Origin of the sequence: Nocardioides psychrotolerans, assembly GCF_943371775.1 — a bacterium.
Taxonomy (GTDB): domain Bacteria; phylum Actinomycetota; class Actinomycetes; order Propionibacteriales; family Nocardioidaceae; genus Nocardioides; species Nocardioides psychrotolerans_A.
This window is the reverse complement of sequence record NZ_CALRWD010000071.1, coordinates 1-26,157: the sequence shown is the minus strand read 5'-3', so window position 1 is coordinate 26,157 and position 26,157 is coordinate 1. Positions and strand designations below refer to the sequence as shown.

Here is a 26,157-nt window from a genome sequence, read left to right as displayed (position 1 = left end):
CGTCGTAGGTCTCGGGGTTGCCGTCGGAGCTGATCGTGCACTTGACCGGCGACTCGATCGGGGCGTTGTGGAAGCTCTCACCGAAGTGGTAGTTGCTGCCCGCGACCTGGACCCAGACCACGGCGTAGTCGGTGACCCCGGCTGGCCAGTTGGCGTGCTGGCTGTAGGTGAAGCTCTGCGTGCCGGACCAGGTGGTCGCGTTGTTGTGGTAGTTGAGCGTGACCTCGCCCTGGTCGGTGCTGAGGCGGATGTTGACGTCGTTGGACTGCCCGGCCGGGATGTCGGAGGGGTAGGCCACGGTCAGCGCGTCGCACGAGGGCGTGGCGTACTTCCAGTTCCAGTCGAAGTTGCCCGTGGTCGACGTCGGCGGGTTCACGACCGGCGGCAGCTCGCCCGGGGTCTCGTCGCCCGGGGTCTCGTCGCCCGGGGTCTCGACGACAGGGACGTTGGTCCACGTGAGCGAGTAGTGCGCCAGGGCCTGCCCGCTCGAGTGCCGCAGGACCACGGTCTTGAGCGGCTCCACGAGCTTCACGTAGTCGGGCTCGAAGCCCTCCTTGGAGTTGCCCACCTTGGTGCAGTAACCGGTGATCAGCTTGTCCGAGGGTGCGGTGACCTCGAGCGTGGCACCGTTGCCGGGTGCTCCCTTGATCCCCGAGTCGAGCTTGTCGCAGGCGCTGGTGCCCTCGCCGCCGGCGTGCGCGGCGGTGGTCGACAGGCCCAGGACGGGCACGGTCAGGACGACGACCGTGGCGGTGAGGGCGGCGATCCGGCGCATGAGGTGCTCGTTTCTCGAAGTCTGCGGGCTGATGGATCAACCCTGACACGGCACTTCTCCCCCATCTAGGGGACTGCACCAACCTTGCGGAGTCCCCGGCGGAACCTTGCGGGTGCCTTGAGGAACGAGCGTCGTGAGCCCCCTCAGGAGGCCGAGAGCAGGGTGGTCGCGTCGCGCCGGTTGCCCGCAGCACTCGCCTGCTCCATGAGCGACCGGGCCACGCCGGGTGCGGTCGCCGGGGCGACCACGAGCAGGCGCAGCCGGGTGCCGTCGTGGAGGGTCAGGACCACGACGTGGAGGTCGTCACGGGGGAAGACGCCCAAGCGGATGGGGCCGCGCAGGGTCTGGACGCGCGTCCCGGTGCGGTCCCAGTCGGGTGCCGAGACCACCAACCGGTGCACCCTCCCGCGGTCGGAGGGGAAGCCGTCGACCAGCACCCGCGCCTCGCGCTGCAGGTCCCGCGAGCCCGGCCACCAGGCACCGTCGAGGGGGCCGGCGTAGAACGCGGCGGCCAGCGACAGGCGCACGGCGTGCGCACCGACCCCCGTGGCGGCAGCGGGCGGCTCCGGTGCTGGGGGGATGCTGCGGGTCCGTGACGTCGCCATGACGTCCGCCTTCCTGCCACCGGGAGCAGCGCCCGCGATGGGACCGTCGCCCGACGAGTTCCTCTCCAGCGTAGGCCCCGCACGATGAGCCGCCCTCGCGCCGTACGATCTGCCGGTGTCCCACGGAATCGATCCTGACGACCTCGCCACCGCGGTCAGGGTCCTCGAGCAGCTCCACGAGCTGCCCAGCGACCACCCCGACATCCAGACGGTGAAGCACGCCGCGTCGCACATGTACAAGGCGCTCAAGAGCGAGCGACGCGCTCGCAAGCGGGCCGAGGAGCTGGCTGCCGACCGTGCGGTCACCGCCCTGACCGCCACCGGGTCCCCCCTGCGGATCGACGACGAGACCGAGGGCATCCCGCTGGTCTCCTCGGCCACGGGGGCCTTCGCCGGCGAGCTGATCAATCCCCGCGGGTGCTACATCTGCAAGCAGGACTACACCCTGGTCGACGCGTTCTACCACTGGCTCTGCCCGGACTGCGCCGCGTTCTCCCACGCCAAGCGCGACCAGCGCACCGACCTCACCGGCCGCCGGGCGCTCCTGACGGGCGGGCGGGCCAAGATCGGGATGTACATCGCCCTGCGGCTCCTGCGCGACGGCGCAACGACGACCATCACGACCCGGTTCCCCAAGGACGCCGTGCGCCGGTTCGCCGCGATGCCCGACGCCGCGGACTGGATCGACCGGCTCACGGTCGTCGGCATCGACCTGCGTGACCCCACCCAGGTGATCTCGCTGACCGAGGAGGTCGCTGCGGCCGGCCCGCTGGACATCCTGATCAACAACGCCTGCCAGACCGTGCGTCGCTCCCCGGGCTCCTACGCCCCGCTGGTCGAGGGCGAGCTGGCGCCGCTGCCGACCGACCTCGCCCTGCCGGAGCTGGTGACCTTCGACCGGGTCTCGGAGCTGCACCCCGCGTCGATCGCCGGCACCCTGCAGGACCACCCGGTGGCCCACCACCTCGGGGAGTCCCCCGCCGCGATGACCGCGCTCGCCCTCAGCGCCGGCAACGCCTCCCTGGAGGCTCACCTCGCCGGCACGGCGGTGGACGCCGGTGGACTGCTGCCGGACCTCCAGCAGGTCAACTCCTGGACCCAGAAGGTCGAGGAGGTCGACCCCCTCGAGCTCCTCGAGGTGCAGCTCTGCAACTCGATCGCGCCGTTCCTGCTCATCTCACGGCTCCGGCCGGCGATGCGCGCGGCCGAGGCGCGTCGCCGCTACGTCGTCAACGTCTCCGCCATGGAGGGTCAGTTCTCCCGTCGCTACAAGGGCGCCGGGCACCCGCACACCAACATGGCGAAGGCCGCGCTCAACATGCTGACCCGGACCAGCGCCGAGGAGATGTTCGAGACCGACCGGATCCTGATGACGGCGGTCGACACCGGCTGGATCACCGACGAGCGTCCCCACCAGGACAAGCTGCGCATCGCCGCCGAGGGATGGCACGCCCCGCTCGACCTCGTCGACGGCGCGGCGCGCGTCTACGACCCCATCGTGCTCGGCGAGTCCGGCGAGGACCTCTACGGCTGCTTCGTGAAGGACTTCCGCCCCAGCCCCTGGTGACGCGGGTGACGACGCTCACGCGCCCGGGACGGTCCCCGAAGCACGGGATCGGTCGACGAAGCCCTAGTGTCATCAGGTGACTGACTTCGACGTTGTGACCCGTGACCATGTCCTCAGCGCGATCGCTGAGCACGACGAGCGGGGTGCGGACGCCTTCCTGACGGCCTACGGCTTCGGCAGGACCTCGGAGTTCCTCCTGCACCACGAGGACGTGACCTACGACGCGACCGCGATCCTGGGTGTGGCCTACAAGCACGCCACCGGCACCGCGGCCTCGCGCCGTCGCCTCGGCAACGGCAAGCACCAGGTCGCCGAGATCCTCCGGGCCCTCGAGTTCGAGACGACGTACGTCGACACGACCGCCCTGGCCGTCGACCCCGCCACGGGCGAGTGGCGCGACGTCGCGGACGTCGGCGCCGAGGAGGCCCGCGACGCCTGGGCCGAGGCCGCCCGCGGCGTGCTCATCGAGGTCGCCGGTCGCTACCACGCGCTCATCACGCACAAGGAGCTCGCCACCCAGGTGCAGAACCTCACCGGCATCCGCACCAAGCAGATGCCCCACTACTGGATCGGTGACGTGCTCACCCGCGTCGCCGCCGAGTGCGACAAGCGCGACGAGCCGCTGCTTGCCGCCTTCTGCATCACCGCCGACGGCAGCGTCAGCAGCGCCTACGGTCCGGCCGTCCTGGCGGCGACGGGCACCGCCCCCGCCGACGCCGACGACCACGCCGCCAAGGAGCGCCTCAAGGCGCACCGGCACTTCGACGCCGCCGACCTCCCCGAGGGCGGTGGCGTCCCTGCACTGTCGGACAAGCTGGCCGCGACCCGCGGTCGCGAGCGCAAGATCCGCCACCAGGAGCGCGAGATCGCCAAGTGCCCCGTGTGCTACCTCCAGCTGCCCGCCACCGGGGTGTGCGACAACTGCGCGTGACCCGAGGCGCTCCGCGACGTTGACCCTGACATGGACCCTCGGCACGCCACCGGCCCCGCACCGCACCGCGCCCTGACGAGGATCGTCGTCGGGGTCGTCCTGGCGATCCTCGCGACGCTGGTCCTCCAGGGACCCGCGGGCGCGTCCCCGGCTGCGGAGGTCGACCCGAGCCAGGACGTCCCGTCGCTCCCCCAGGAGTGCATCCGCTACGCGATCATCCCGCCGGTGCCGGTCGCCTGCCACCTGACGCCCTACCGCGCCAAGCGCCCCACGGTCGTCCTGTGGGGCGACTCCCACGCCTGGCAGTACATCCCGGCCGTGCGCAACGCCGCGATCGCGCGAGGCGCCAACCTCACGGCCTTCGTCCTGGGCGGGTGTCCCCCGGTGAAGGTGCCGATCGACCGCGCACCGCGCAACCCCAAGTCGTGCGCCACCAACAACTACCTGGCGATGAAGTACGTCATGCGTCTGCAGCGCGGGGACCAGGACGTCCGGGTCCTGCTCGGCTCCCACTGGGCCGGCTACCGCCGCGCCGCCCGGGAGAGCACCATCGGACCGCTGGCGCCGCTGTTCGGCTACGACGAGACCACGCAGGGCAAGGTCGAGCTCTTCCAGTCGAGCGCTGCCGCTCTCTTCCCGGCCCTGGGCCGGGTGGGCGTGGACGTCGACGTCATCGGGCAGACCGCGACGGTCCCCCGTCTCACCCTGCCCTGTGCCGCGGGAGAGGAGCCCTACTCCTGCGACGTCCTGCGCTCCCGCGCGATCTACGACGAGGACGAGACCGAGGCCTGGCTGCGCGAGCGGATGCAGGACCTGGCGGGAACACCCCGGCTGATCGACGTCAACAGCGCCTACTGCGGGCAGATCATGTGCCGCGGGATCCAGGACGGCATCCACACCTTCTACGACGACCTGCACCTCAGCGCCACACGCACCGACACGTTGACGCGCTTCTTCGAGCCGTCCATGCGCGCGCTGCGCTAGCGGGCTCAGCCCAGCGGGACCGACCACTCCACGGTGGTCCCACCACCGGGTGACGGGGTGACGGTGCACTGCCCCCCGAGGCGCTCGGCTCGCTGGCGCATGTTGGACAGACCGCTCTCGGTGACCACCGCGGGAACACCTCGGCCGTTGTCGCGCACGACCAGCCGCACGTCGTCCACGGCGCTCAGGAGGACCTCGACCTTGGTGGCGCCGGCGTGCCGAGCGGCGTTGGACAGCGACTCCCCCAGCACCGCCAGCACGTCGGGGACCACGTGGGTCGCGATCCGGGTGCGCACCGGTCCCTCGAACCGCAGGGACGGGGTGAAGGTGAGCGTCGTCGCGGCCCGGTCGACGATCCGCGACACCTCGGCCTGCACGTCGGTGGCATCGTCGAGCGCGCTGAGCGCGAAGATCGAGCGCCGGATGTCCTTGATGGTGGCATCCAGGTCGTCGACGGCGGCGCTGAGCCGGCTGCGGACCTCCGGTCGGTCCGCCAGCGGGGTGGCGCTCTCGAGGCTGAGCCCGATCGCGAAGAGGCGTTGGATCACCAGGTCGTGCAGGTCGCGCCCGATCCGGTCGCGGTCCTCGAAGAGGGCGAGTCGCTGCTGGTCCTCCCGGCCCCGCGCGACCTGGAGCGCCAGCGTGGCCTGCTCGGCGAAACTGGCCGGCAGCGTCGGGTCGAGCGCGAGGTGCCACGAGCGCCGCTCGCGCGTCCAGCCCAGCGCCAGGGCCCCCTCCATGGACTCCGAGCTGCGCAGCGGCACGATGATCGCCGGACCGACAGCGGGCCAGCCCAGCAGCCCGGTGACGTCGACGGCGCGCGGGTCGAGCGCCATGTCCTCGACCGAGATGGCGACGCCGGTGCGCACCACGTGAGCGGCGAGCGAGCTCTCCAGCGAGACCCCGCTCATCGCGACCGGGTCGCCCGTGGCGCCGGACACGACCTGGAGCTCGAGGCTGTCGACGTCGGCGCCGGCCACGATCCAGGCCACGTCGGCGCCCGACACGTCGCGGGCCCGGTCCACGACCACCTGGAGGGACTCCGGACCCGGGGCCACCGTGGAGAGGAGGGCCGCGATGTCGGCGGTGGCGGCGAGCCACCGCTGACGCAGCGCAGCCTCCTCGTGGAGCCGTGCGTTCTCCAGCGCGACGCCGGCCGCCGCCGCGAGGGCCACGACGATCTCCTCGTCCTGGGCGGTGAAGTCACCGCCACCGAGCTTCTCGGTGAGGTAGAGGTTGCCGAAGACCTTGTCGCGGATGCGCACCGGCACCCCGAGGAAGGACCGCATCGGCGGGTGGTTGGCCGGGAAGCCGTAGGAGGCCGGGTGCTCGGCGATGTCGTGCAGCCGCAGCGGCTCGGGTCGGTCGATGATCAGCCCCAGCAGGCCGTGCCCGGTGGGCAGGTCGCCGATCTCCTGGATCTGCTCCTCGGTGGCCCCGTGGGTCACGAAGAGCCGCAGCCGCCGGTCGGGGCCGTCGTTGAGCACGCCCAGGGCGGCGTACTGCGCCCCCGCGAGGTCACCCGCGATCCGCACGATGCGGCTGAGCAGCCCGTCCAGCGAGAGGTCGGCGGCCATGGTCACCACCGCGTCGAGCAGCAGCTGCCAGCGCGCCTGCTCGTCCAGGACACCGTGCACCCGGTTGAGGACCTCGCGCAGCAGGTCGTCGAACCCGGTCTCCGCCAGGGCCGGGTCCCCTGCCGGCTGGCGAGTGCCCTGCTTCGCGCCTCCCGCCACGTCGCTCATGGGTCGACCCTAAGGCACGGTCGACGTCTTCGGGGGGTGCCGTGGACGCCGAGGTGCCGGGGTCAGGGCTGGGCGTGCTTGGTCGCGAAGATCGCGGCCTGGGTGCGGCTGCTGAGACCGAGCTTGGCCAGCATCGAGGACACGTAGTTCTTGACCGTCTTCTCCGCCAGGAAGAGCGTGGCACCGATCTGGCGGTTGGTCATGCCCTCGCCGATCAGCTCCAGGATGCGCTGCTCCTGGGGGGTGAGCTGCTGGATGCTCGGGTCGACCTGGGGGCCGCGGCGCACGCGCTCCAGGACCTGCGCGGTGACGGCCGGGTCGAGCATGGACTGGCCGGCGGCGACACGGCGCACGGTGTCGATGAGGTCGTGACCGCGCACCTGCTTGAGGACGTAGCCGGCCGCCCCGGCCATGATGGCGGAGAAGAGGGCCTCGTCGTCGTCGTAGGACGTCAGGATCAACGCGTGGATGCTCGGGTCGACCGAGCGGACCTCGCGGCACACGTCGATGCCGGTGCCGTCGGGGAGGCGGCCGTCGAGGATGGCCACGTCAGGGCGGAGCGCCGGGATCCGGGCAGCGGCCTCCACGGCCGAACCGGACTCCCCCACCACCACGATGTCGCCCTGGCTCTCCAGCAGGTCCTTGATGCCGCGCCGGACGATCTCGTGGTCGTCCAGGAGGAAGACCCTGATGGGTGTGGCGCGCGCGGTCTCACCGCTGTTGTCCTCGGTCATGTCCTCACTGTAGGGCTCCCCCACCCAGGTCGTCCGGGCCTGTTGCCCCCGACCAGGAGGACCTTCGTCCCTGGGGAAGCGGCATCTCGACGGCGACGCTGGACGGACGACACGTCGTCGGGCGGCACCCTCGTCCCGGACGTGAGCCCCGATGGAGGACGCCATGGTCGACACCCGATCGATCGTCGAGACCCGACGCATCGTCGAGCTGGCCTGTGCTGCCCCGAGCGTGCACAACTCCCAGCCCTGGCTGTGGCGCCAAGGCGATAGCTGCATCGAGCTGCACGCCGACCACTCCCGCCGGCTCCACCTGACCGACCCTCGCGGCCGGGAGATGATCCTCAGCTGCGGCGCCGCGCTGCACCACGCTCGCGTGGCGGCCGCGGCACTCGGCCTCCCGGCCGAGGTGGAGTACGCACCCGACCTCGACCGGCCGAGCCACCTGGCCACGCTCCACCTGAGGCCGGGCGAGCCCAGCGCCCTCGCGGCCGCCGCGCTCGACACCCTCGCGCAGCGCTGCACCGACCGCCGCCGCTTCACGGCATGGCCGGTCCCGGACGAGCGACTGGCGATGCTGGCAGCCTCCGCGACAGCGGCCGGCACCCAGGTCCTGCCCCTGGTCGACATCGGCTCGCGGTTGCGCGTGGAGCTGCTGGTCAACCGGGCACTGGACCGCCAGGAGGGTCGCAGCGCCCAGGGCGAGCACGTCGAGGGCTCGGACGGCCTGATCGTGCTGCTCACGGAGCGGGACGACCCCCGCGCCTGGCTCAGCGCCGGCGAGGCGTTGAGCGAGGTGTGGCTGGCCGCGACGGCGGACGGTCTCTCCCTGGTCCCCCTCAGCTGCGTGATCGAGGACGACGACACCCGCTCCGAGCTGCATCGTGAGGTCCTCGGCGGTCTGGCCGAGCCGCAGCTGGTGGTCCGCATCGGCTGGCAGCAGATCGGTCGCAGCGAGCTGCGCCGCACGACGAGGCGGCCCGTCTCCGACGTCCTGCTGCCGTGAGCACGGTGACCTCCGTGACGACCACCGGTGCACTGGCGACCGACCACCTGCCCCGGCTGCGGCCGTGGCTGCTGCCGGCCACCGTCTCCGGCGCCGCTGCGTTGCCGGTCGGCGCCCTGCTCGCCAGGTGGACCGATCGGCCGACCCCGTCCGGCGCCGCATGGGTGGCACTGATCGTCGGCTCCCTGGTCGCCGGTGCGTTGCTCGGCGTGGTCCAGGGTCGCTCGCTGCGCGTCTGGCTGACCCCCCTGGACCGGATCGTCTGGCTCTCCGCGACTGCTGTCGCGACCCTCCTGAGCAGCATGCTGCTCCTGGCCCCCGGCCACCCCGTCACGACGGACCAGGCCATCACGCTGGGCACCGTCGGTGTCGGCCTGGTCGTCGGCGGGCTCCTCGGACTCGTCCAGGCCGTCCGGCTCAAGCACGTCTTCCGCTACGCCCGACGGTGGCCGCTGGCCAGTGCCGTGGGGTGGGCGGTGTCCCTCCCGATTGCGATCTACACCCTGGTCGCGTCCGGACCTGGCATGGGCTGGATCGCCCAGACCGTGCTTGCCACGGCGGGCGGCGCGATCGCCGGAGCGACGTACGGCGTGGTGACGGGGCTGATGCTCCCGGCGCTCGCCGGCTCCCGCCCGTTCGACCGTCTGGTTCTCTGGCTGCTCGAGTCGCGGTGGCACGACCGTCTCCCGGTCCACCTCGTGGGCCTGGGCGTGATCGGTCGGCAGAGCGGTCTGCTGCACCGTCTGCCCGTGCTGGCCTCCTCGACCCACGGCCTGCTCGTGGTGCTGGTCGGCCACCCGGAGGGCCGGACCTGGTGGCGCAACATCGAGGCGGAGCCCGATGTCGAGGTCCTGCGCGGCGGGATCTGGCTGACGGCACGGGCCCACGTGGTGCGGCCCGGTGATCCGGGCTGGCTGGAGGCCTACCGGGTCCACTGCACCGCGCGACCCGAGGTCCAGGTGCCCTCCGGCACGCCCTGGGTCGTCGTCGACATGCGGCTCACGCGCCGCGTCGACCGCTGAGAGCCACGTCACTGCCCGCGGGACCAACGTCCCGTGACGTCGGGACCCGCGCCCGTGCTTGCGCGCCGGCCGACCGCCCAGGGTGGAGGCACACCAGCCCCGCTACTCAGGAGATCACCCGTGGACATGTTGGACATCGTGCGATGGCAGTTCGGCATCACGACCGTCTACCACTTCCTGTTCGTGCCCATCAGCATCGGCCTGACGGCCATGGTCGCGGGCTACGAGACCGCCTGGGTGCGCACGCGCAACCCGCGCTGGCTGCGCCTGACCAAGTTCTTCGGCAAGCTGCTGCTCATCAACTTCGCCATCGGCGTCGTGACCGGCATCGTCCAGGAGTTCCAGTTCGGCATGAACTGGAGCGACTACTCGCGCTTCGTGGGTGACGTCTTCGGCGCCCCACTGGCGATCGAGGGCCTGCTCGCGTTCTTCCTCGAGTCCACCTTCCTGGGCCTGTGGATCTTCGGTTGGGACCGCCTGCCGGCCAAGTTGCACGCAGCGACGATGTGGATCGTGCACCTCGGCACCCTGTTCTCGGCCTACTTCATCCTGGCCGCCAACTCGTTCATGCAGAACCCCGTCGGCTTCGAGTACAACCCGGCGACCGGACGCGCGGAGATGAACGACTTCGCCGCCGTGATGTTCAACAAGGTCCAGCTCGTCACCTTCCCGCACACGGTCCTCGCCGCCTACATGACGGCCGCCGCGTTCGTCGTCGGCGTGGCCTTCTGGAGCATGCGCAAGGCCGGGGACGACGAGGACCGCTCGATGTACCGCTCCGCCGTCCGCACCGGTGCCGCCGTGGTCCTGGTGACCGGCCTCGGGGTCGCGATCACCGGCGACCTCCAGGGCAAGATCATGACCGAGGTCCAGCCGATGAAGATGGCGGCCGCCGAGGCGCTCTACGACACCGAGGCGCCCGCCGACTTCTCCGTCTTCACGATCGGCACCCCCGACGGCAGGACCGAGAAGTTCGCGATCAAGCTGCCCGGTGTCCTGTCCTACCTGGCCACCGGCACCACCGACGGCGAGGTCCGGGGCATCAACGACCTGCGCGAGGAGTACGTCGCGACGTACGGCACCGACCCCGGTGCCGCCTACTACTCCGAGGGCGACTACACCCCGGTGATCCCGGTGACCTACTGGTCCTTCCGGCTGATGATCGGTCTGGGCCTGCTCGCGGCCGCCATCGCGGCCTGGGTCCTGATGGCGACCCGCAAGGGACGCACGCCCGGAGGACGGCTGCTGACCTGGTCGGTGCTGGCACTGCCGGTCATGCCGCTCCTCGCCAACTCCTTCGGCTGGATCTTCACCGAGATGGGCCGCCAGCCCTGGGCCGTCTTCGGGCTGATGACCACCGCGCAGGCGACCTCGCCGTCGGTGTCGGCGACCGAGGCGATGATCTCGCTGGTCACGCTCACCCTCGTCTACGGCGTCCTGGCCGTGGTCGAGATCAAGCTCCTCTTCACCTACATCCACCGCGGTGCGGACCCGATCCACACCGACGACCTGCCACCCGAGCAACCCGACGGTGACGTCGACCGCCCGCTCGCGTTCGCCTACTGAGAGCCGGAGGCACCGTCATGGAGCTCACCACCGTCTGGTTCAGCCTGATCGCCGTCCTCTGGATCGGCTACTTCGTCCTCGAGGGGTTCGACTTCGGGGTCGGGATGCTGCTGCCCGTCCTCGCCAAGAACGACACCGAGCGACGCGTCCTCATCAACACGATCGGTCCCGTCTGGGACGGCAACGAGGTCTGGCTTCTCGTCGCGGGCGGCGCGACCTTCGCGGCCTTCCCGGAGTGGTACGCCACGCTCTTCAGCGGGTTCTACCTGCCGTTGCTGCTCATCCTGGTCGCCCTCATCGTGCGCGGTCTCGCCTTCGAGTACCGCGCCAAGCGTGACGACGCCCAGTGGCGTGCCCGGTGGGACGCCGCGATCATCATCGGCTCCTTCCTGCCGGCCCTGCTGTGGGGCGTGGCCTTCGCCAACATCCTGCGCGGGGTCCCGATCGATGCCGACCTGGAGTATGTCGGTGGCTTCTTCAACCTGCTCAACCCCTACGCCCTGCTGGGCGGACTGACCACCCTCTCCCTGTTCCTCACCCACGGCGCCGTCTTCATCTCGCTCAAGACCGAGGGACGCATCCGGGAGGAGGCGCGCGAGCTGGCGAGCCGCATCGGGCTCGTCGCTGCGGTCATCACCGTGGTCTTCCTCGGCTGGACCCAGATCTCCACGGGCTCGATCGCCTCGGCCGTCGCCTTCACCTGCGCCGCGCTCGCGCTCGTCGGTGGCCTGGTCGCCATCCTGGGTGGCCGTGAGGGCTGGGCCTTCCTCGGCACCTTCGTGGCGATCGGCCTCGGCGTGGCCGGACTCTTCCTGGCGCTCTTCCCCGACGTCATGCCGACCACGCTCAGCGACGGTGTCGATCTGACCACGACCAACGCCGCTGCCACGGCCTACACGCTCAAGATCATGACCGTCGTCGCGGTGATCTTCACCCCGCTGGTGCTGGCCTACCAGGCCTGGACCTACTGGGTGTTCCGCCGCCGCATCTCCGTGGACCACATCCCCGCGCAGCCGCCGACCCCGGCCACCAGCGCTCGATGAGACCGACGGACCCTCGGCTCCGGCCCGTCCTCGCCCCCGCACGCCGGCCACTGGCCGGCGTCGTGGGGGCGGGCGTGCTCACCAGCCTGCTCGTCATCGCCCAGGCCTGGGCCGTGACCGGGCTGGTGGTCGCGGTCGTCACCCACGGTCGCCTCGGGCCCTGGGTGGCGGCGGTCCTCGCGCTCGTGGGCGCCCGCGCCCTGACGGCGTGGGGCTCCGACGTCCTCGCGGCCCGCGCGGCAGCCCTCGTGGCCGACCACCTCCGCGGCAGCATCGTGACCGCCGTCCTGCGCCAGCGGGCCGCCGGGCGGTCCACCCTGTCGACGGGCGAGCTGTCGGTCCTCACCACCCGAGGCGTCGCGGCTGCGGAGCCCTACCTCACCCGCTACCTCCCCGCCGCGGTGCTGGCCGGGGTCCTGCCACTGGTGACGCTCGCCGCCATCGCGACCCAGGACCTCTGGAGCACGGTGATCGTCGCCCTCACCCTGCCGCTGGTCCCCGTCTTCGGCGCCCTCGTCGGGCTCGCGACCCGTGACCGCGCCCAGGAGCAGTGGGCCGCCATGGCCGCGCTGTCCGGTCACTTCCTGGACGTGATGAAGGGCCTGCCGACCCTCGTCGCCTTCCGGCGTGCCCGCGCCCAGTCGGCCCGGATCGCCCAGATCACCGATCGCTACCGTCGCGCGTCGCAGGCCACGCTCCGGCTCGCCTTCGCCTCCTCCGCCGTGCTCGAGCTGGTCGCCACCCTCAGCGTCGCCCTCGTGGCCGTCGTCATCGGCGTGCGCCTGGCCGACGGCGACGTCGGGTTGCGCACGGCACTCTTCGTGCTGCTCCTCGCCCCCGAGGCCTACTGGCCGCTGCGGCGGGTGGGTGCGGAGTTCCACGCGGCTGCCGAAGGAGTGGCGACCTTCGAGGCCGTCGGCACCCTCCTCGAGGGCACGTCGTACGACGACGGCGCGGCAGCGCCGCTGCCCGGCACCGACCTGGTGCTCGAGGGGCTGTCGGTGACCTACCCGGGCCGGTCCCCCGCGGCCCTCGCCCCGGTCGACGCCGTCGTGCCCGCGCACGGGGTGACCGTCGTGGTCGGCCCGTCCGGCTGCGGCAAGTCGACCCTGCTCTCCGCGATCGCCGGGCTGGTCCCGGCCACCGACGGCCTGGTCAGCGCTGGTGGGGTCGAGGCCTCGGGCCGGGCCTGGCAGGAGCAGGTCGCCTGGCTCCCCCAACGGCCGGTCTTCGTCTCCGGCAGCATCGCCGACAACCTGCGCCTCGCGCGGGCCGACGCGACCGACGGCGAGCTGTGGGCGGCACTGGCCAGCGTGGCGCTCGCGGAGCGCGTGCGCGACCTGCCCCGCGGGCTCGACGAACCCGTGCGGGAGGACGCCGACAGCCTGTCCGCCGGTGAGCGGGCGCGTCTCGCCCTGGCCCGCGTCGTCCTCGCCCGGCGTCCCTGGGTCCTGCTCGACGAGCCCACGGCCCACCTCGACGAGCTGACCGAGCAGGTCATCGCCGACACCATCCTCGACCTCGGCCGCAGCGGCGCCGTGGTCGTCGTGGCCCACCGTCCCGCGATCGTCGCGCTCGCCGACAGCGTCCTCGAGATCGTGCCGCAGGAGGCGGAGGCTCCGGCTGCAGCTGCTCCCCCGCGGGTGACGCCTCGGGACGTGGCGCCGGTCCCTCCGTCCGAGGACGACGAGCCCGGCCGCAGCCGCGGCCCGGCGCTGTGGTCCAGCGCGGTCCTCGGCGCCCTGGCCTCGGCGTCGGGCGTGGCACTGACGGCGACCGCCGGCTGGTTGATCGTGCAGGCCTCCACCCAGCCCCCGGTGCTCACGCTGCTCGTGGCGATCGTGGGGGTGCGGCTCTTCGGCCTGGCCCGTCCCGTGCTGCGCTACGCCGAGCGGTTGCGCTCGCACGACACCGCCCTGCGGATGCTGGCCGAGCGACGCGTCCAGGTCTACGACGCCGTCGTGCCTCTCACCCCGGGACGGCTCGGGCGTAGGGGCGACGTCCTGGCCTCCATCGTCGACGACGTCGACGGGGTGGTCGACCGTGACCTGCGCGTGCGCCTGCCGCTCGCCAGCCACGTCGGTGTCGTCGCACTGGCGGCGGGGGTCGCGTCGCTGCTGCTGCCCGCTGCCGGCCTGGTGGTGCTCGCGACTGCCGGGCTGGGCTCGGGCTGCGGCTGCCTGCTGGCCCGTTTCGGCGCCGGCCACCGCGAGAGGACGGCGGTCGCCCAGCGCGGTGACCTGTCCGACGTGGTCGTCGGGGTCGTCCAGGTCGCACCGGAGCTGGTGATGTGGCAGGCCGAGGACCGCGCGGTCCGCGCTGTGTCCGAGGCCGGCCGCCGGCTGACCCGCAGCAGCGTGCTCGCAAGCGTGTGGCTCGGCGCCGCCCGCAGCCTGGTCGTCCTCAGCGCCGGAGCGGGTGTCTCGACCATGGCCTGGCTGGCCGCCCCCGCCGTCGCGGACGGGCGGCTCAGCGGCCCGCTGGCCGCCCTCCTCGTGCTCGTCCCCCTCGCATTGGCCGAGCCGGCAGCTCCCGTGGTCGACGCCGGCGCGATCGCCGCCCGCACCGAGGCGGCCGCGGCACGGCTGCACCGACTCGAGCACGGGACGCCCGCCGTGCGCGACACCGTCGCGACCCGCCCACCGGCCTCGTCGACGGTCGAGCTGCGCGACGTCGCGGCCGGCTGGGACCCCTCACGCCCGTCGCTGACCGCTCTCTCGCTCGAGCTCGGTCTGGGCGCACGCGTGGCCGTGACCGGGCCGTCGGGATCGGGCAAGAGCACGCTGGCAGCACTCCTGCTGCGCTTCCTCGACCCCGTGCACGGGGAGCTGCGGCTCGGAGGCACTCCCTACCCCCACCTCGCCCTGGACGACGTGCGCGGGCGCGTCGGACTCGTCGACGACGACCCGCACGTCTTCGCCTCCACGGTCGTGGAGAACGTCCGTCTGGCCCGACCGACAGCCACCGACGGAGAGGTCGAGCAGGCGTTGCGCCGGGCCCGGCTCGGCGACTGGCTCGACGCCCTCCCCGACGGCCTGCACACGTGGCTGGGCGACGGCCACGCCCAGGTCTCCGGCGGTGAGCGCGCCCGACTGGCGATCGCCCGCTCCCTGCTGGCCGAGCAGGCGGTCCTGGTCCTCGACGAGCCGACCGCCCACCTCGACCATGCCACCGCGGTCGAGCTGGCCCACGAGATCCTCGACCCGACCGATGCTCGCACCGTCCTGTGGATCACCCACGAGCCCGTCGGGCTCGACCTCGTCGACCAGGTCGTGCGCCTCGACGAGTCGGCCGTGGTCGCGCGCCCCGGCGTACGTCCTGTCCTGGGGTGAGCGGGCACAAGGTCCCGGGGCCGCGGTGCCCTTTTCCTCTGAGCGTCTGGTCCACGACACGCGAGTCTGGACACATCACCACGACAACCAGGCAGCACCCCTCGAAGGAGGAGACCTCATGACCACCATCCACAGCAGCACCACCGGCTCCACGGTCCAGAGCACCGAGGGACTCCCGGTGCAGTCGCACCTGGCTCAGCAGACGTTGGGCGTGCTCCGCATCGCCTTCGGGGTGACCTTCCTCTGGGCGTTCTTCGACAAGCTGCTCGCCCTCGGCTTCCACACCGGCTACGGCCAGGACGGGACGCTCGACCGCTTCGGGGACGCCGCCTGGATGAACGGTGGCAGCCCCACGGAGGGCTTCCTGGCCTTCGGCGCCGACGGCCCCTTCAAGGGCTTCTACAACGCCATCGCCGGCACCTGGTACGCCGACTGGGGCTTCATGATCGGCCTCCTCGCGATCGGCACCGCCCTCACCTTCGGCATCGGGATGCGCGTCGCGGCTGCGGCCGGCGCCCTGCTCTACGTGATGATGTGGACCGTCGTCCTGCCTCCGGAGAACAACCCGGTCATCGACGACCACATCCTCGGCGCCATCAGCCTCGTCGCCCTCGCCGCCCTCGGCGCAGGCAACACCTTCGGCCTCGGTCGCCTCTGGTCCTCGCTCGACATCGTCAAGAAGCACCCGGTCCTGCGCTGACACCGCTCGCCCGGCACGTCCGGCCCGCCCCCTTCACCGGGAGCGGGCCGGACGTGTCTGTGCGTGGTCGTCGTCCGTCCGGCGCCTCATCCGCCCGTCCGGCGTGCGACGAGGTGACCACCGGGGAGGCGCTCGCCCTCCTCCGGCTCCCGGACGCCTCGCGCCACCTCCGTGAGCCCGGCCGCCGCCAGTCGCCGGGACAGGGTGTCGACGGGCCAGCGCCACGCCCGGACGACCCGGTGGTCGAACGCCTCGGGCTCGGTCCCGTCACCCACCTGGAAGCCGGTCAGCAGCAGTCCGCCGGGCCGCAGCACCCGCGCCAGCTCGCGCAGGAGCCGGTCGAGTGCTGCCGGCTCGGTGTGGATCAGCGAGAACCACGCGACCGCACCGTCCAGGCTCCGGTCGTCGAGCGCCAGCGCTCCCAGGTCGCCCTGCTCGAAGGTGACCTCGGGGTGGCGGCTGCGGGCGATCGCCAGGAGCCCGGCCGAGCCGTCGATCCCGACCACGTCGAAGCCGTAGGACGCCAGCTCGGCCGACCAGTGGCCCGGCCCGCAGCCGAGGTCCGCGACCGCTATCGCTTTCGCTGTCGCGCCATCCCGCTCGAGCAGGCCGGCGAAGCCACTGAAGATGGCCCGGTCGAGGGGGTGCTGGAGCTCGACGTCGCCGAACCGCTCGGCGTAGACCGCGGCCATCGCGTCGTAGGACGTGGCGATCTGGTGCATGGGTCGAGTGTCGTCCACAGGTGCTCGGTGGGGTCTGTTCAGGGGTGGCGATCGTGGGTAGGTTCGGCTGCATCGCGCCTCGAGGTCGGGCGTGGAAGTCTCGGGAAGGGCCTGTCTCGTGAGCCGTGTCGTGCGTCGTGTCGCCGTCGGTGTCGTCGTCGGTCTGCTCCTGGCCGGCTGCTCCGAGGAGGATCCGCGCCCCCGGATGGCGCCCACGCCCTCCCCCTCGCCGACCGTCTCCGAGTCGCCGTCGGTCGTCCCGACTCCGACGGAGGTGCCGGAGGTGTTGGGGCCCGAGGAGACGGTTCGGGCGTGGATCGAGGCGCAGAACACCGCCCTTAGGTCGGGAGACCTTTCCCAGGTCGAAGCCTTGAGCGCACGTGCGTGCCACACCTGCCGACAGCTGGTGAGGCCGATCCGCGATGTCTATGACGCTGGGGGGAGCTTCGAGACACAAGGTTGGATCGTCGACGCTGCGAAGATCCGGGATCCGGCAGCCACCCCCGTGGAGGTTGACGCTGCCGTAACGATCTCCGCTGGCCGCACCTTCCCCAGCTCGACCGAGGGACCCGTCGCGTACAAGGCGGACAAACGGATCCTGCGGTTCACCCTGACTCGTGATGCTGGAAGAGCACTCGTGTCGTTCGTCGGATTCCTCTCGTGAAGGGCCGCGCTCTGCTTCTGGTGCCCATGTTGATCGTGTGGTCGCAACTCGGACTGGCTCGTCCCGCCGCGGCCGGCTGCGAGTGGATCGAGACCACGGAGACTGTCAACGGAATCATCCGAACCCTGGTCATCATGATGTGTGACGGCGCTGCGGGCGACTCGCCACCCGCGAGCGAAGGCACCGTGCCAGCGGCCGAGACATTCTCAGCCGGCACGGCAGCATGCATTGCCGCTGCATCCGCCCTTGATGAAGCGGCACTGGCCTACTGCGACGGCCCACCTGCAGCCATGGTGACGGCGGGCCTCGTGGCACAAGCGCTCTCGGAGGTGGCGCTCCCACCCAGCGAGCTGATCGTCCAACCACCCAACGGCCGCACCCTGGTCAACTTCGCGACCAACTTCCACACCGACACCGACACCTTCACCCGCACCATCACCCTCCTCGGCCACCAGGTCGACCTCCGCATCACCCCCGCCACCTACGACTGGCGCTTCGGCGATGGCCACACCACCTCCACCACCACCCCCGGAGCGGCCTACCCCGACCTCCAGGTCACCCACGACTACGTCACCGCCGGCACCGTCACCCCCGCGGTCGACACCACCTACACCGCCGACTTCCGCGTCAACGGCGGCGCCTGGCGCCCCGTCCCCGGCACCGTCACCATCCCCGGCGCAACCGTGCCCCTCGAGGTCGTCGAAGCCACCCCGACCCTCGTCGGCTACCGCTGACACGGACCCCGTGTCCGAAGGTCACGAGGACTCCACGACGGGCTGGCGGAGGATCGTTCGAAGCTTCGCCGGCTGCACCCGCCGAGGATCATTGAGGTAGATCTCGTGGTGCTTGCCGCACATGCGCAGCCCGGCCTCGGGGATGAAGCGCTCGTGCATGTCGGCGAGCACAGCGGTCTCGTCGTCGTAGGGACCCGTGTGCAGGGTCTGCACGCATCGTCCCTCCTCAAGGATCTCCAGCCGCAGCTCGCCGAGGCCGGCCGGACGACGCTTCGCTGCAACCGCCGCCACTGCGGCAGCGAACATCTCGGCGGTGATCCAGTCGGGCGTCATGATCATCGCGGTCCAGGACCACTGGGCCTTGTCGCGTGCGGACGTGAAAGCAGCCATGTCCTCTGCCCACCACAGGGCCTCCAGCGGCGGGACGACGTAGTCGCGCTCCCAGTCCCGCACACTGGCGAACTTCAGCGTGAAGGCGACCGGGTAGAGGGCTGCCAGGGCGTCGGCGTAGTCCTGCGAGGTGTCGGGGTCCCCGTGCCCGTCCACCATGAGGTACTGCATGGGCGGGACGTCGATGATCGTGAGCTCGCCGCTCCGCGCGCGGTAGGAGTCGTGAGTCTTCTTGAAGTCGAGCTTCACGGCGCCAGTATGGGTCGTCCGACCCGCGGTCGGGTCGGGGTCGGCGAGCGAGGCCTCCGTCGGTCGTCGATCATGTCCCTCATGGAGCACCAGCGAGCACCACAGGCGGCCCCGCGTGAGGCGAAGGTGATCACGCTCTGCGGCTCGACCACGTTCGAGGCGGAGTTCACGGAGGTCAACCGGAGGCTCACGCTGGAGGGCTGCGCCGTGATCAGCGTCGGGATGTTCAGCCTTCCCGACCTCCCGGACTACGACTGGACGGTCGACAGCTCGGCCCTGAAGGCGCGGCTCGGTGCCGTGCACCTCCAGAAGATCCGCATGGCCGACGAGGTCTACGTCGTGGATCCGGGCGGCTACGTCGGTGAGTCGACGCGACGAGAGATCGCCTATGCGGAGTCGCTCGGCAAGCCGGTCCGGTATCTGTCCCGTGAGCAGGACTTATCGCACTGAGGGGCCGCTGCTCACTCGCGTCTGGTGAAGGAGACCTTCCGGCCCGGGTGGTGCGTCATCTCGTAGGCCGGGTGGTGGGCGAGGTGGTGATGTCGTGAGCACAGCAGGCGGCCCTCGTCGACCGACGTGCCGCCGCCACGACTCCACGGCACCTCGTGATGGGCCTCGCACCACGATGGGGGCCGAGTGCACCCGATCGTGGTGCAGCCGCCGTCACGGGTCGCGAGGGCGATGCGTTGGGTCGTGGTGTGGAACCGTCGTCTGCGGCCGACGTCGAGGACCTGGGAGCCACCGCCGAGCACGACCGGGATGACACCGGCCTTGCAGGCGAGCTGTCGGGCCAGTCCGGGGCTGATCATGGTCCCGGTGTCGAGGCTCGCGGCCTTCAGGCCGCCCATCAGGGTGGTGACGTCCATCGTGACGACCACGGTCGCGCTCACACCACCGGCGTCGGGCAGCTTCTCGGTCGGGAACCGTTGGACGTAGTCGCCGAACGCGTTCCCCATCCCCTCCGGAGTGGACCCGCGCCCACCCTCACGTCGCGGTGAAGCCAGTGCGTGCAGCGCCGTGCGAAGCAGGTCGGCCTTCCACGTCGGCAGGGTGAACCGGCCGTAGGTCCTGCCGTGACCGCCGTCGTGCATCGTGAACCGCTGCGCCGCCTGGGCAGCACGTTCTTCGGCGTCGAGCTGCTGGGCGAGCTGGGCCTCACCGACCTCGGGGGCGACCACGTCCAGGACCCGCTTGCCCAGGACCCGCAGCGCCTTCGCGTCGTGGTGCGCCGCCTCGGCGAGCAGGTGCGCCCGTGCCTGGTCCACCACCTGCGGGTCGACGTCATCGGGCAGCGCGTCGACCGCGTCCACGACCACCCGTGCCTGCTCGGGGCGCAGACCACCCGCCGCCAACGCCGCACCGACCTCCGGGTGGTGGTCCTCTACCGCGACCGCGTGCGTGACCCGCCGATGGGCCTCCACGGGCGTCAACCGGGACTCGTGCGCCCACCACGCCGCCACCGACGACGCCCCGAGCTCCTCGACCGCGCCCGTGCGGTGGGCGTGGGCGAGAAGGGTGATCTCGAGGGCCGCGAGCATCGAGGTGACCTCGCTCAGGTCCAGCACCGCCTGTCGCACCTCGACGTCACGCATCGACCACACCGGCCCCTGGGCCAGCAGCGCGACCCGGTCCTTGAGGTGCCCCATACCGACGCTGACCGGGTGTCCCCGGTCTGCGAGTTGGCTGGTGCTGGTCATGGACCCATCGAAACAGGGCCCACCGACAGTCCGACCCCCTGAAGCGGGCCGATTCCCCCATCTGAGGGAGGACCACCGAAGAATTCTTCGAGCCGACTCAGCCCGACGAGCTCAGGTCAGCCGGCGCCATGTCGTAGGTGATCACCGGCACGCGCTCGGCCACCGAGTCGTAGAGGTGCTGCGCCGGGTTGCCCTCCCCCGTCGTCCACCGCACGGTGGTCCACCCGTGATCCGCCGCCAGCGCTGCGAGGTGGCGGAGGAGCTCGCGCGCGCCGCCGCGACCCCGGAGCCGTTCGTCGACGAAGAGGTCGTCGAGGTAGCACCCGACCGTGCCCGCCAGCGGTCGCTCGAAGCGCCGCCAGTGGGCGAGCCCGACCGGTCGGTCATCTCGCCACAGCAGCAGGCAGCTTGTCCCCGCCGAGTCGTCGAGGATCCACGACCACACCGTCGCCAGGTGCGCGTCCGAGAGCTCGTCACCGGCACTGGCGGCGTACGCCGTGTAGAGCCTCGTCCACGCCTCCCGGTCCCGCTGCGTGGCCTCGCTGACCACCCACGGCTCGCCCGGACTCGTCATGCGGCCATCCTGCACGTCGTACCGTCGACCCGTGCGTCCACCCGACCCCGTCTTCGCCGATCCCCGTCTGGCCGTGCTCTACGACGCCTTGGACGACGACCGGAGCGACCTCGACGCCTACGTCGCCATCGCCGCGGAGCTGCGGGCGACGACCGTGGTCGACGTCGGTTGCGGGACGGGGTCGCTGGCGGTGCTCCTGGCCGAGCGTGGCCTCACGGTCGTCGGCGTCGACCCCGCGGGCGCCTCGCTCGACGTCGCGCGGACCAAGCCGTACGCCGACCGCGTGACCTGGCTCCACGGCGACGCGACGGCGTTGCTCGACCGGGACGGAGCCGAGGCAGCAGCCGACCTGGTCGTCATGACCGGCAACGTGGCCCAGGTCTTCGTCTCCGACGACGACTGGACGGAGACCCTCGCCGCGGTGCGCGGCTGCCTGCGTCCCGGGGGCTGGTTCGTCCTCGAGACCCGGCGAGCCGAAGCGCGCGCGTGGGAGTCCTGGGACGTCCCGCCCACCACCGTCGACCTCCCCCACGGCAACAGCGTCGTCGTCAGCCGCACGGTGACCGAGGTGGCGCTGCCGCTGGTGAGCTTCGAGACCGCCACGACCGTGGGTGGCGAGACCGTGCCGTCGACGTCGACCCTGCGCTTCAGGAGCCTCGACGAGATCGAGCGCGACCTCGCGGACCACGACCTCGTGCTCACCGACGTGCGCGAGGCACCCGACCGCCCCGGCCTCGAGATGGTGCTGCTCGCCCGACGTGACTGATCACAGCCCGCACGGAAGCGAGGTCACCCAGCTGACCTGCCACCCAGACCTTCACCGAGCGCCGTCCCTCACCACTCGACGAGCGCCTCGATCGCGGGGAACTGACGTTGCAGCGCGCGCAGGTGCGGCGCGACCGCGGGGTGGCGGTACTTGCCGGCCAGCGCCCCCTCTCCCCCGGCGACCCGCGCCAGCGCCCACTCTGCGCGCGACAGAGCCGTGTAGACACCCGAGATGCGAGCCCCGAGCAGGACGTCCTCACGGGAGGCGATGCCCGCAGGGAGACCGAGCAGGTAGGCGTCGAGCAACGGCTCGAACTCCTCCCTGGACGACAGCGACAGCAGCCCCAGGTCACCCCCCACCGGGCCGGTGCCGAGCATCGACCAGTCGATGGCGAGCACCTCGTCGTCGACCCGGCCGGGCAGGTTGGCCAGCGTCGGGTCACCGTGCTGCGGGACGTGCGGGAGCGACTCGCTCACCGCGAGCAGCGTCGTACGACGTGCCCACAGGTGGTCGGCGACGTCGGCCACCGTCGTGCGTGCGAGCGTGGGCCAGCCACCTCGCGACTCGACCCGGAGCAGCCGCGCGCGGAGCTGGTGCTGGGCCAGCCACGCCGGCCGGGGCAGCTCGCACCCGGCGAAGCGTCCCAGCCCCATCGCGAGGAAGAGCCCGCTGGAGGAGGCGTCCTCGACCCACTCGCGCGTGATCGTGATGCCGTCGGGGTCCTCCTCGACGCCGGCGGGGGCAGACCTCAGCCCGGACGTCGTGGCGGTGAGGGCGCAGTCGAGCACGTCGGCCTCACGGCGCCAGTAGGCGAAGTGCCGGGGGTCGGAGAGCGCGACCGGGTCGTCGTCACGCGGACGTGCGATCCGCTTCACGACCATCGGTCGACCACTCAGCGAGGTGCGCCAGACCCCCACCGTGGACGTGCCGGTGCCGCCGGGGAGCGGGTGCCACCCTGGCTCGGGCTGCCACATGCTGCGGACGCTAGCGGATGTCGCGCCGGGAGAAGGCGAACGCGCCGACGAGGGACAACGCGAGCGCGACACCCAGCAGCACGGCGAACGGCAGCACCCGGAACGGCTCGGCCGGCGCGAGCGCCAGGTGGTCGTAGGGCGAGAGCCCCCGCAGCCAGCCCGGCAGGCGGAACACCTCGCCGAACATCAGGACGACCACACCGAAGCCGAGGACCAACCAGGAGCCCGACTGGGCACGCGGGGCGACGCCGAGGAGCAGCAGGGAGACGCCGACCGTGACCAGCACCGGCGCGATCATCGCGAGCATCGGGAGGCTCAGCCGCGCGAACGCACCGAGGTCACCGGTGACCATGGCATAGCCGGCGGCCAGCCCGACCCCGGCAGCCGCCACGACCAGCACGGTCCCGAGCACACAGACCGCGACCTGTCCGCCGAGCCAGCGCAGGCGAGAGACACCTGCCGACAGCGCAAGCTCCGCGAGGCCGTCGTCCTCCTGCCCCCGTGGCCGGCCCATCGACGACAGGGCGAAGCCCGTGGCGATGAGTGCCAGCATCACCATCGACACGGCGAAGAACCCGTCCACGAGGTCACCCGCGGCGGCCCCGAAGATGTCCTCGGTCAAGGCGGAGTCGCCGACCAGGTCCCCCGCATCGTCACCGATGGAGCCGTAGGCCAGCCCGCCGAGCAGCATCCCGCCGGACCAGGCCAGGACCGAGCCACGCTGGAGTCGCCAGGCCAGGGCGAAGCAGCTGCGCAACGCGGGCCGCGCCGTCGCCGGGCCGGGCCTGGCCGCCAGCACGCCGCCCCCCAGGTCACGTCGCAGGAACAGCGCGACGGCCAGCGTGACTGCCAGGAGAGCGCCGACGACGAGGAGGAGTGCGGGCCACCAACGGAGCCCGGAGTAGGGGCGCATCGCCTGGTACCAGCCGATCGGGCTCAGCATGCTCAGCGCCGGAGAGCCGACATCGCCGACGGCGCGCAGCCCGTAGGCGAGCCCGATCACGCCACCGGCGATGCCGTAGGTCCCCCGGGTGGTCGCCGACAGCTGGGCCGCCACCAGGGCCGTGCCGGCGAAGAAGGCTCCGCACAGCCCGAGCCCGATCCCCGCCGCGACGGAGTCCGCGACGGGCAGGCCGTAGGCGACGAGGCCCGCCCCGGTGAGGAGCCCGGCGAGGACGACGGCCAGGAGGGTCGTGGCACCGGCCGCGACCAGGCTCGCGCAGCGGCCGACCGCCGTGGCGCGCACCAGCTCCTCGCGACCCTTCTCCTCCTCGGCGCGGGTGTGCCGGCCGACCAGCAGCATGGCCATCAGCCCGATCGCGACCGCGCCGAAGGCGCCGGCCTGCCACATGACCTGGCCACCGGTGGTGTTGAGGGCCCGCGCCGGACCGGCCATCGCGATGAACGCGGTGTTGCCCTCCATCAGCGCCGCGGCGCGGTCGAAGTCGGCCTGCGAGGTGTAGAGCCCGTCGACGCTCACCGCCTGCGAGACGTAGAGCACCGCGAGACCGACACTCCACCAGAGCAGCTGCCAGCGGTCCCGGCGCAGGAAGGTCCGGAGCAGCAGGGTCCATCCGGTCGTGGCGGCAGCGAGGCGCGTCACGTCGTCACCCCTCCGGCTCGATCCGGTCCCCGTAGTGACGCAGGAACAGCTCCTCCAGGGTCGGGGGCTGGGTCGTCAGGCTGCGTACGCCGACCGCCAGGAGCGCGGCGAGCGCCGGGTCGAGGCGCGCGGTGTCGATGTCGAAGCGCGCCCGGTGGCCGTCCACCACCAGGTCGTGCACGCCCTCGAGCTGATCGAGCCCGCGGGGCGGACCGGCCAGCTCGACGGTGACCGCCGTGCGGGTCAGGTGGCGCAGCTCGCCGAGCGACCCGGTCTCCACGCAGCGTCCGTTGCGGATGATGCTGACCCGGTCGCAGAGCTGTTCGACCTCGGCCAGGATGTGGCTGGAGAGCAGCACCGTGCCGCCCTGGGCGGTGAACTCCTCGATGCAGCCACGGAAGGCCGACTCCATGATCGGATCGAGCCCCGACGTCGGCTCGTCCAGGAGCAGCAGCTCCACGTCGGCCGCGAGGGCGGCGACCAGCGCGACCTTCTGACGGTTGCCCTTGGAGTAGCTGCGGCCGCGCTTGGTCGGGTCGAGCTCGAAGAGCGCCACGAGCTCGTCGCGCCGTGCCGCGTCGACGCCTCCCCGCAGCCGTCCCAGCAGGTCGATCACCTCGCCGCCGGTGAGGTTGGGCCACAGGTCCACGTCGCCCGGCACGTAGGCCAGGCGCCGGTGCAGTCGTGCCGCGTCGGTCCACGGGTCGCCGCCCAGCAGACGCACCTCGCCGGAGTCCTTGCGCAGCAGCCCCAGCAGGACACGGATGGCGGTGGACTTGCCCGCGCCGTTGGGGCCGAGGAAGCCGTGCACCTCGCCCGGCTCGACGCTGAGGTCGAGCCGGTCGAGCGCGACGGTGGACCCGAAGGACTTGGTGAGCCCGCGGATCTCGATCGGCGCAGTCGTCACCCGGCCGACCCTAGACCTGGGTCAGCCGGTCGGGGCAGGGTCGGAGGTCACGCGTTGCGTACGTCGATCCGCGCGCCGCAGGCGTCCCGCACCGCCTGCTCGAGGATCCCCCGCTTCGGGTCGGGGACGTCGAGCCACGGCTCCACCACCGTCAGGCCGGTGAGCCTGGCATCGGCGAGCACCTCCTCGACCGCGCCGCGATCGCCGCCGGTCACGACCGGGTGCCGCTGTCCGAGGATGCGCGCCGCGTGCTCGGCCGCTGCTTCATAGGCCTGGCGCGCCTGGTTGTCCCGTCGCCGCGCGAAGCGCTGCTGCGACTGGCCGCCGGCCTTGGTGCGCCCCTGCACGTGTCGCTGGCCGACCTTCGACTCCCCCGTCGTCGTGCCCGAGAGACGAGCGACGGCGAAGCCGCCCTTGCGCACGAGCAGCACCCCCCAGTCGTCCGGGACCGACCCCTCGACAGCGGCGACGAACGCGCCGACGTCCGGGAGGCCGTCGTACGACTGGTCGAAGGGGAGGTTCGCCACGAAGTCCGACCCGTCCTCGGCGACGCCTCTCAGCGCACCGTCCGCCACGGTGTGGCTCGTCGGACCGTGCCGATCGGCGAAGTTGCTGAACCACCGCTCGATCCGGGCGGCGGGGACGATGATCGGCACGTGGGCGAACCTAGCCCGCGCGCCCCACCACTGCCGAGTCGGCGCGATGTTGCACCGCGCACGCCGAGTCGGCGCGATGTTGCACGCCGTACGCCGAGTCGGCGCGATGTTGCACGACTCGGACCGTGGGTCTCGACCCGCCCGTCGCGGGCTCGCACGCTCGCCCGCGGGGCTCGCTCGACCTCCTCGGGTCGCAAGCCTGTCGCTTCGCTCC

Annotated in this window: 25 protein-coding genes; 13 read left to right on the top strand and 12 right to left on the bottom strand. The window is 71.9% G+C overall.

Annotation, left to right across the window (positions count from 1 at the left end; translation table 11 throughout):
* Positions 1 to 775, bottom strand: a 775-nt coding sequence (locus AAG827_RS17475) for a hypothetical protein (RefSeq protein WP_341927467.1), incomplete at its 3' end; no start/stop codon positions are given.
* Between the two features lie 143 nt (positions 776 to 918).
* Positions 919 to 1,380 carry a DUF5994 family protein gene (locus tag AAG827_RS17470; RefSeq protein ID WP_341927466.1) on the bottom strand — a complete coding sequence of 154 codons (462 nt, stop codon included), beginning with the start codon at positions 1,378 to 1,380 and terminating at the stop codon, positions 919 to 921.
* 115 nt (positions 1,381 to 1,495) lie between these two features.
* Here AAG827_RS17470 and AAG827_RS17465 point away from each other — a divergent pair, with 115 nt between their 5' ends.
* The 3 genes from AAG827_RS17465 (at position 1,496) to AAG827_RS17455 (ending at position 4,862) form a co-directional block, all read left to right on the top strand.
* Positions 1,496 to 2,947, top strand: a complete 1,452-nt coding sequence (locus AAG827_RS17465; RefSeq protein WP_341927465.1) for an SDR family NAD(P)-dependent oxidoreductase — start codon at positions 1,496 to 1,498, stop codon at positions 2,945 to 2,947.
* Between the two features lie 76 nt (positions 2,948 to 3,023).
* Positions 3,024 to 3,878, top strand: coding sequence for a hypothetical protein (locus tag AAG827_RS17460; protein WP_341927464.1), 855 nt, complete (start codon positions 3,024 to 3,026; stop codon positions 3,876 to 3,878).
* A gap of 30 nt (positions 3,879 to 3,908) precedes the next feature.
* Positions 3,909 to 4,862, top strand: coding sequence for an SGNH hydrolase domain-containing protein (locus AAG827_RS17455; RefSeq protein WP_341927463.1), 954 nt, complete (start codon positions 3,909 to 3,911; stop codon positions 4,860 to 4,862).
* Between the two features lie 5 nt (positions 4,863 to 4,867).
* Here AAG827_RS17455 and AAG827_RS17450 read toward each other — a convergent pair whose 3' ends face one another.
* Positions 4,868 to 6,607, bottom strand: a complete 1,740-nt coding sequence (locus AAG827_RS17450; RefSeq protein WP_341927462.1) for a GAF domain-containing protein — start codon at positions 6,605 to 6,607, stop codon at positions 4,868 to 4,870.
* Positions 6,608 to 6,669: 62 nt separating this feature from the next.
* Complete coding sequence (locus tag AAG827_RS17445; RefSeq protein WP_341927460.1) at positions 6,670 to 7,341, bottom strand: response regulator transcription factor; 672 nt, start codon at positions 7,339 to 7,341, stop codon at positions 6,670 to 6,672.
* Between the two features lie 163 nt (positions 7,342 to 7,504).
* On the opposite strand from AAG827_RS17445, the gene AAG827_RS17440 reads away from it, so the two are divergent.
* The 6 genes from AAG827_RS17440 (at position 7,505) to AAG827_RS17415 (ending at position 16,007) form a co-directional block, all read left to right on the top strand.
* Positions 7,505 to 8,344, top strand: coding sequence for a hypothetical protein (locus AAG827_RS17440; RefSeq protein ID WP_341927459.1), 840 nt, complete (start codon positions 7,505 to 7,507; stop codon positions 8,342 to 8,344).
* Positions 8,345 to 8,358: 14 nt separating this feature from the next.
* On the top strand, positions 8,359 to 9,366 hold the full coding sequence (locus AAG827_RS17435) for a nitroreductase/quinone reductase family protein (protein ID WP_341927458.1): 1,008 nt from the start codon (positions 8,359 to 8,361) through the stop codon (positions 9,364 to 9,366).
* 120 nt (positions 9,367 to 9,486) lie between these two features.
* On the top strand, positions 9,487 to 10,932 hold the full coding sequence (locus AAG827_RS17430; protein WP_341927457.1) for a cytochrome ubiquinol oxidase subunit I: 1,446 nt from the start codon (positions 9,487 to 9,489) through the stop codon (positions 10,930 to 10,932).
* Between the two features lie 17 nt (positions 10,933 to 10,949).
* Positions 10,950 to 11,975 carry a cytochrome d ubiquinol oxidase subunit II gene (gene cydB / locus AAG827_RS17425; protein WP_341927456.1) on the top strand — a complete coding sequence of 342 codons (1,026 nt, stop codon included), beginning with the start codon at positions 10,950 to 10,952 and terminating at the stop codon, positions 11,973 to 11,975.
* Positions 11,972 to 15,307 (top strand): thiol reductant ABC exporter subunit CydD, encoded by a 3,336-nt coding sequence (cydD, locus tag AAG827_RS17420; RefSeq protein ID WP_341927455.1) that lies wholly within the window; start codon positions 11,972 to 11,974, stop codon positions 15,305 to 15,307. The genes cydB and cydD overlap by 4 nt, the downstream gene beginning before the upstream one ends.
* Before the next feature lie 118 nt (positions 15,308 to 15,425).
* Positions 15,426 to 16,007 (top strand): hypothetical protein, encoded by a 582-nt coding sequence (locus AAG827_RS17415; protein WP_341927454.1) that lies wholly within the window; start codon positions 15,426 to 15,428, stop codon positions 16,005 to 16,007.
* Between the two features lie 86 nt (positions 16,008 to 16,093).
* On the opposite strand, the gene AAG827_RS17410 is transcribed toward AAG827_RS17415, so the two are convergent.
* Positions 16,094 to 16,729: a class I SAM-dependent methyltransferase gene (locus AAG827_RS17410; protein WP_341927453.1), complete on the bottom strand. Its 636-nt coding sequence runs from the start codon at positions 16,727 to 16,729 to the stop codon at positions 16,094 to 16,096.
* Positions 16,730 to 16,847: 118 nt separating this feature from the next.
* Here AAG827_RS17410 and AAG827_RS17405 point away from each other — a divergent pair, with 118 nt between their 5' ends.
* Together AAG827_RS17405 and AAG827_RS17400 are read left to right on the top strand one after the other, a co-directional pair.
* Positions 16,848 to 17,393, top strand: coding sequence for a DUF6318 family protein (locus tag AAG827_RS17405; RefSeq protein WP_341927452.1), 546 nt, complete (start codon positions 16,848 to 16,850; stop codon positions 17,391 to 17,393).
* A 308-nt stretch (positions 17,394 to 17,701) separates the two neighbouring features.
* Entirely contained in the window at positions 17,702 to 18,127 is a 426-nt protein-coding gene (locus AAG827_RS17400; protein WP_341927451.1) for a hypothetical protein, read from the top strand.
* A gap of 21 nt (positions 18,128 to 18,148) precedes the next feature.
* Here the strand turns inward: AAG827_RS17400 and AAG827_RS17395 are convergent, their stop codons facing one another.
* Positions 18,149 to 18,766, bottom strand: a complete 618-nt coding sequence (locus tag AAG827_RS17395; protein ID WP_341927450.1) for a GyrI-like domain-containing protein — start codon at positions 18,764 to 18,766, stop codon at positions 18,149 to 18,151.
* A gap of 81 nt (positions 18,767 to 18,847) precedes the next feature.
* Here AAG827_RS17395 and AAG827_RS17390 point away from each other — a divergent pair, with 81 nt between their 5' ends.
* Positions 18,848 to 19,216: a hypothetical protein gene (locus AAG827_RS17390; protein WP_341927449.1), complete on the top strand. Its 369-nt coding sequence runs from the start codon at positions 18,848 to 18,850 to the stop codon at positions 19,214 to 19,216.
* 11 nt (positions 19,217 to 19,227) lie between these two features.
* On the opposite strand, the gene AAG827_RS17385 is transcribed toward AAG827_RS17390, so the two are convergent.
* Together AAG827_RS17385 and AAG827_RS17380 are read right to left on the bottom strand one after the other, a co-directional pair.
* Positions 19,228 to 20,463 (bottom strand): DUF222 domain-containing protein, encoded by a 1,236-nt coding sequence (locus AAG827_RS17385; protein WP_341927448.1) that lies wholly within the window; start codon positions 20,461 to 20,463, stop codon positions 19,228 to 19,230.
* A gap of 97 nt (positions 20,464 to 20,560) precedes the next feature.
* Complete coding sequence (locus AAG827_RS17380; RefSeq protein ID WP_341927447.1) at positions 20,561 to 21,037, bottom strand: GNAT family N-acetyltransferase; 477 nt, start codon at positions 21,035 to 21,037, stop codon at positions 20,561 to 20,563.
* Between the two features lie 31 nt (positions 21,038 to 21,068).
* Between AAG827_RS17380 and AAG827_RS17375 the strand changes: the two genes are divergently transcribed.
* Positions 21,069 to 21,803 (top strand): class I SAM-dependent methyltransferase, encoded by a 735-nt coding sequence (locus AAG827_RS17375; RefSeq protein ID WP_341927446.1) that lies wholly within the window; start codon positions 21,069 to 21,071, stop codon positions 21,801 to 21,803.
* Between the two features lie 68 nt (positions 21,804 to 21,871).
* Here AAG827_RS17375 and AAG827_RS17370 read toward each other — a convergent pair whose 3' ends face one another.
* Genes AAG827_RS17370 through AAG827_RS17355 form a run of 4 tightly spaced genes read right to left on the bottom strand, consistent with a single transcriptional unit; the run spans position 21,872 to position 25,943 of the window.
* Positions 21,872 to 22,777, bottom strand: coding sequence for a phosphotransferase (locus AAG827_RS17370; RefSeq protein ID WP_341927445.1), 906 nt, complete (start codon positions 22,775 to 22,777; stop codon positions 21,872 to 21,874).
* 10 nt (positions 22,778 to 22,787) lie between these two features.
* On the bottom strand, positions 22,788 to 24,380 hold the full coding sequence (locus AAG827_RS17365) for a hypothetical protein (RefSeq protein ID WP_341927444.1): 1,593 nt from the start codon (positions 24,378 to 24,380) through the stop codon (positions 22,788 to 22,790).
* A 4-nt stretch (positions 24,381 to 24,384) separates the two neighbouring features.
* Entirely contained in the window at positions 24,385 to 25,287 is a 903-nt protein-coding gene (locus AAG827_RS17360) for an ABC transporter ATP-binding protein (RefSeq protein ID WP_341927443.1), read from the bottom strand.
* A 47-nt stretch (positions 25,288 to 25,334) separates the two neighbouring features.
* Positions 25,335 to 25,943: an acVLRF1 family peptidyl-tRNA hydrolase gene (locus AAG827_RS17355; RefSeq protein ID WP_341927442.1), complete on the bottom strand. Its 609-nt coding sequence runs from the start codon at positions 25,941 to 25,943 to the stop codon at positions 25,335 to 25,337.
* Positions 25,944 to 26,157: the final 214 nt, after the last annotated feature.

What these genes read in the sequence shown, in the direction of transcription:
- AAG827_RS17415 (WP_341927454.1), top strand. Translation starts at nt 15,426, where the DNA reads ATGACCACCATCCACAGCAGCACCACCGGCTCCACGGTCCAGAGCACC.
- AAG827_RS17445 (WP_341927460.1), bottom strand. Translation starts at nt 7,341, where the DNA reads ATGACCGAGGACAACAGCGGTGAGACCGCGCGCGCCACACCCATCAGG.
- AAG827_RS17410 (WP_341927453.1), bottom strand. Translation starts at nt 16,729, where the DNA reads ATGCACCAGATCGCCACGTCCTACGACGCGATGGCCGCGGTCTACGCC.
- AAG827_RS17390 (WP_341927449.1), top strand. Translation starts at nt 18,848, where the DNA reads ATGGAGCACCAGCGAGCACCACAGGCGGCCCCGCGTGAGGCGAAGGTG.
- AAG827_RS17370 (WP_341927445.1), bottom strand. Translation starts at nt 22,777, where the DNA reads ATGTGGCAGCCCGAGCCAGGGTGGCACCCGCTCCCCGGCGGCACCGGC.
- AAG827_RS17380 (WP_341927447.1), bottom strand. Translation starts at nt 21,037, where the DNA reads ATGACGAGTCCGGGCGAGCCGTGGGTGGTCAGCGAGGCCACGCAGCGG.
- cydD (WP_341927455.1), top strand. Translation starts at nt 11,972, where the DNA reads ATGAGACCGACGGACCCTCGGCTCCGGCCCGTCCTCGCCCCCGCACGC.
- AAG827_RS17385 (WP_341927448.1), bottom strand. Translation starts at nt 20,463, where the DNA reads ATGACCAGCACCAGCCAACTCGCAGACCGGGGACACCCGGTCAGCGTC.
- AAG827_RS17455 (WP_341927463.1), top strand. Translation starts at nt 3,909, where the DNA reads ATGGACCCTCGGCACGCCACCGGCCCCGCACCGCACCGCGCCCTGACG.
- AAG827_RS17440 (WP_341927459.1), top strand. Translation starts at nt 7,505, where the DNA reads ATGGTCGACACCCGATCGATCGTCGAGACCCGACGCATCGTCGAGCTG.
- cydB (WP_341927456.1), top strand. Translation starts at nt 10,950, where the DNA reads ATGGAGCTCACCACCGTCTGGTTCAGCCTGATCGCCGTCCTCTGGATC.
- AAG827_RS17450 (WP_341927462.1), bottom strand. Translation starts at nt 6,607, where the DNA reads ATGAGCGACGTGGCGGGAGGCGCGAAGCAGGGCACTCGCCAGCCGGCA.
- AAG827_RS17470 (WP_341927466.1), bottom strand. Translation starts at nt 1,380, where the DNA reads ATGGCGACGTCACGGACCCGCAGCATCCCCCCAGCACCGGAGCCGCCC.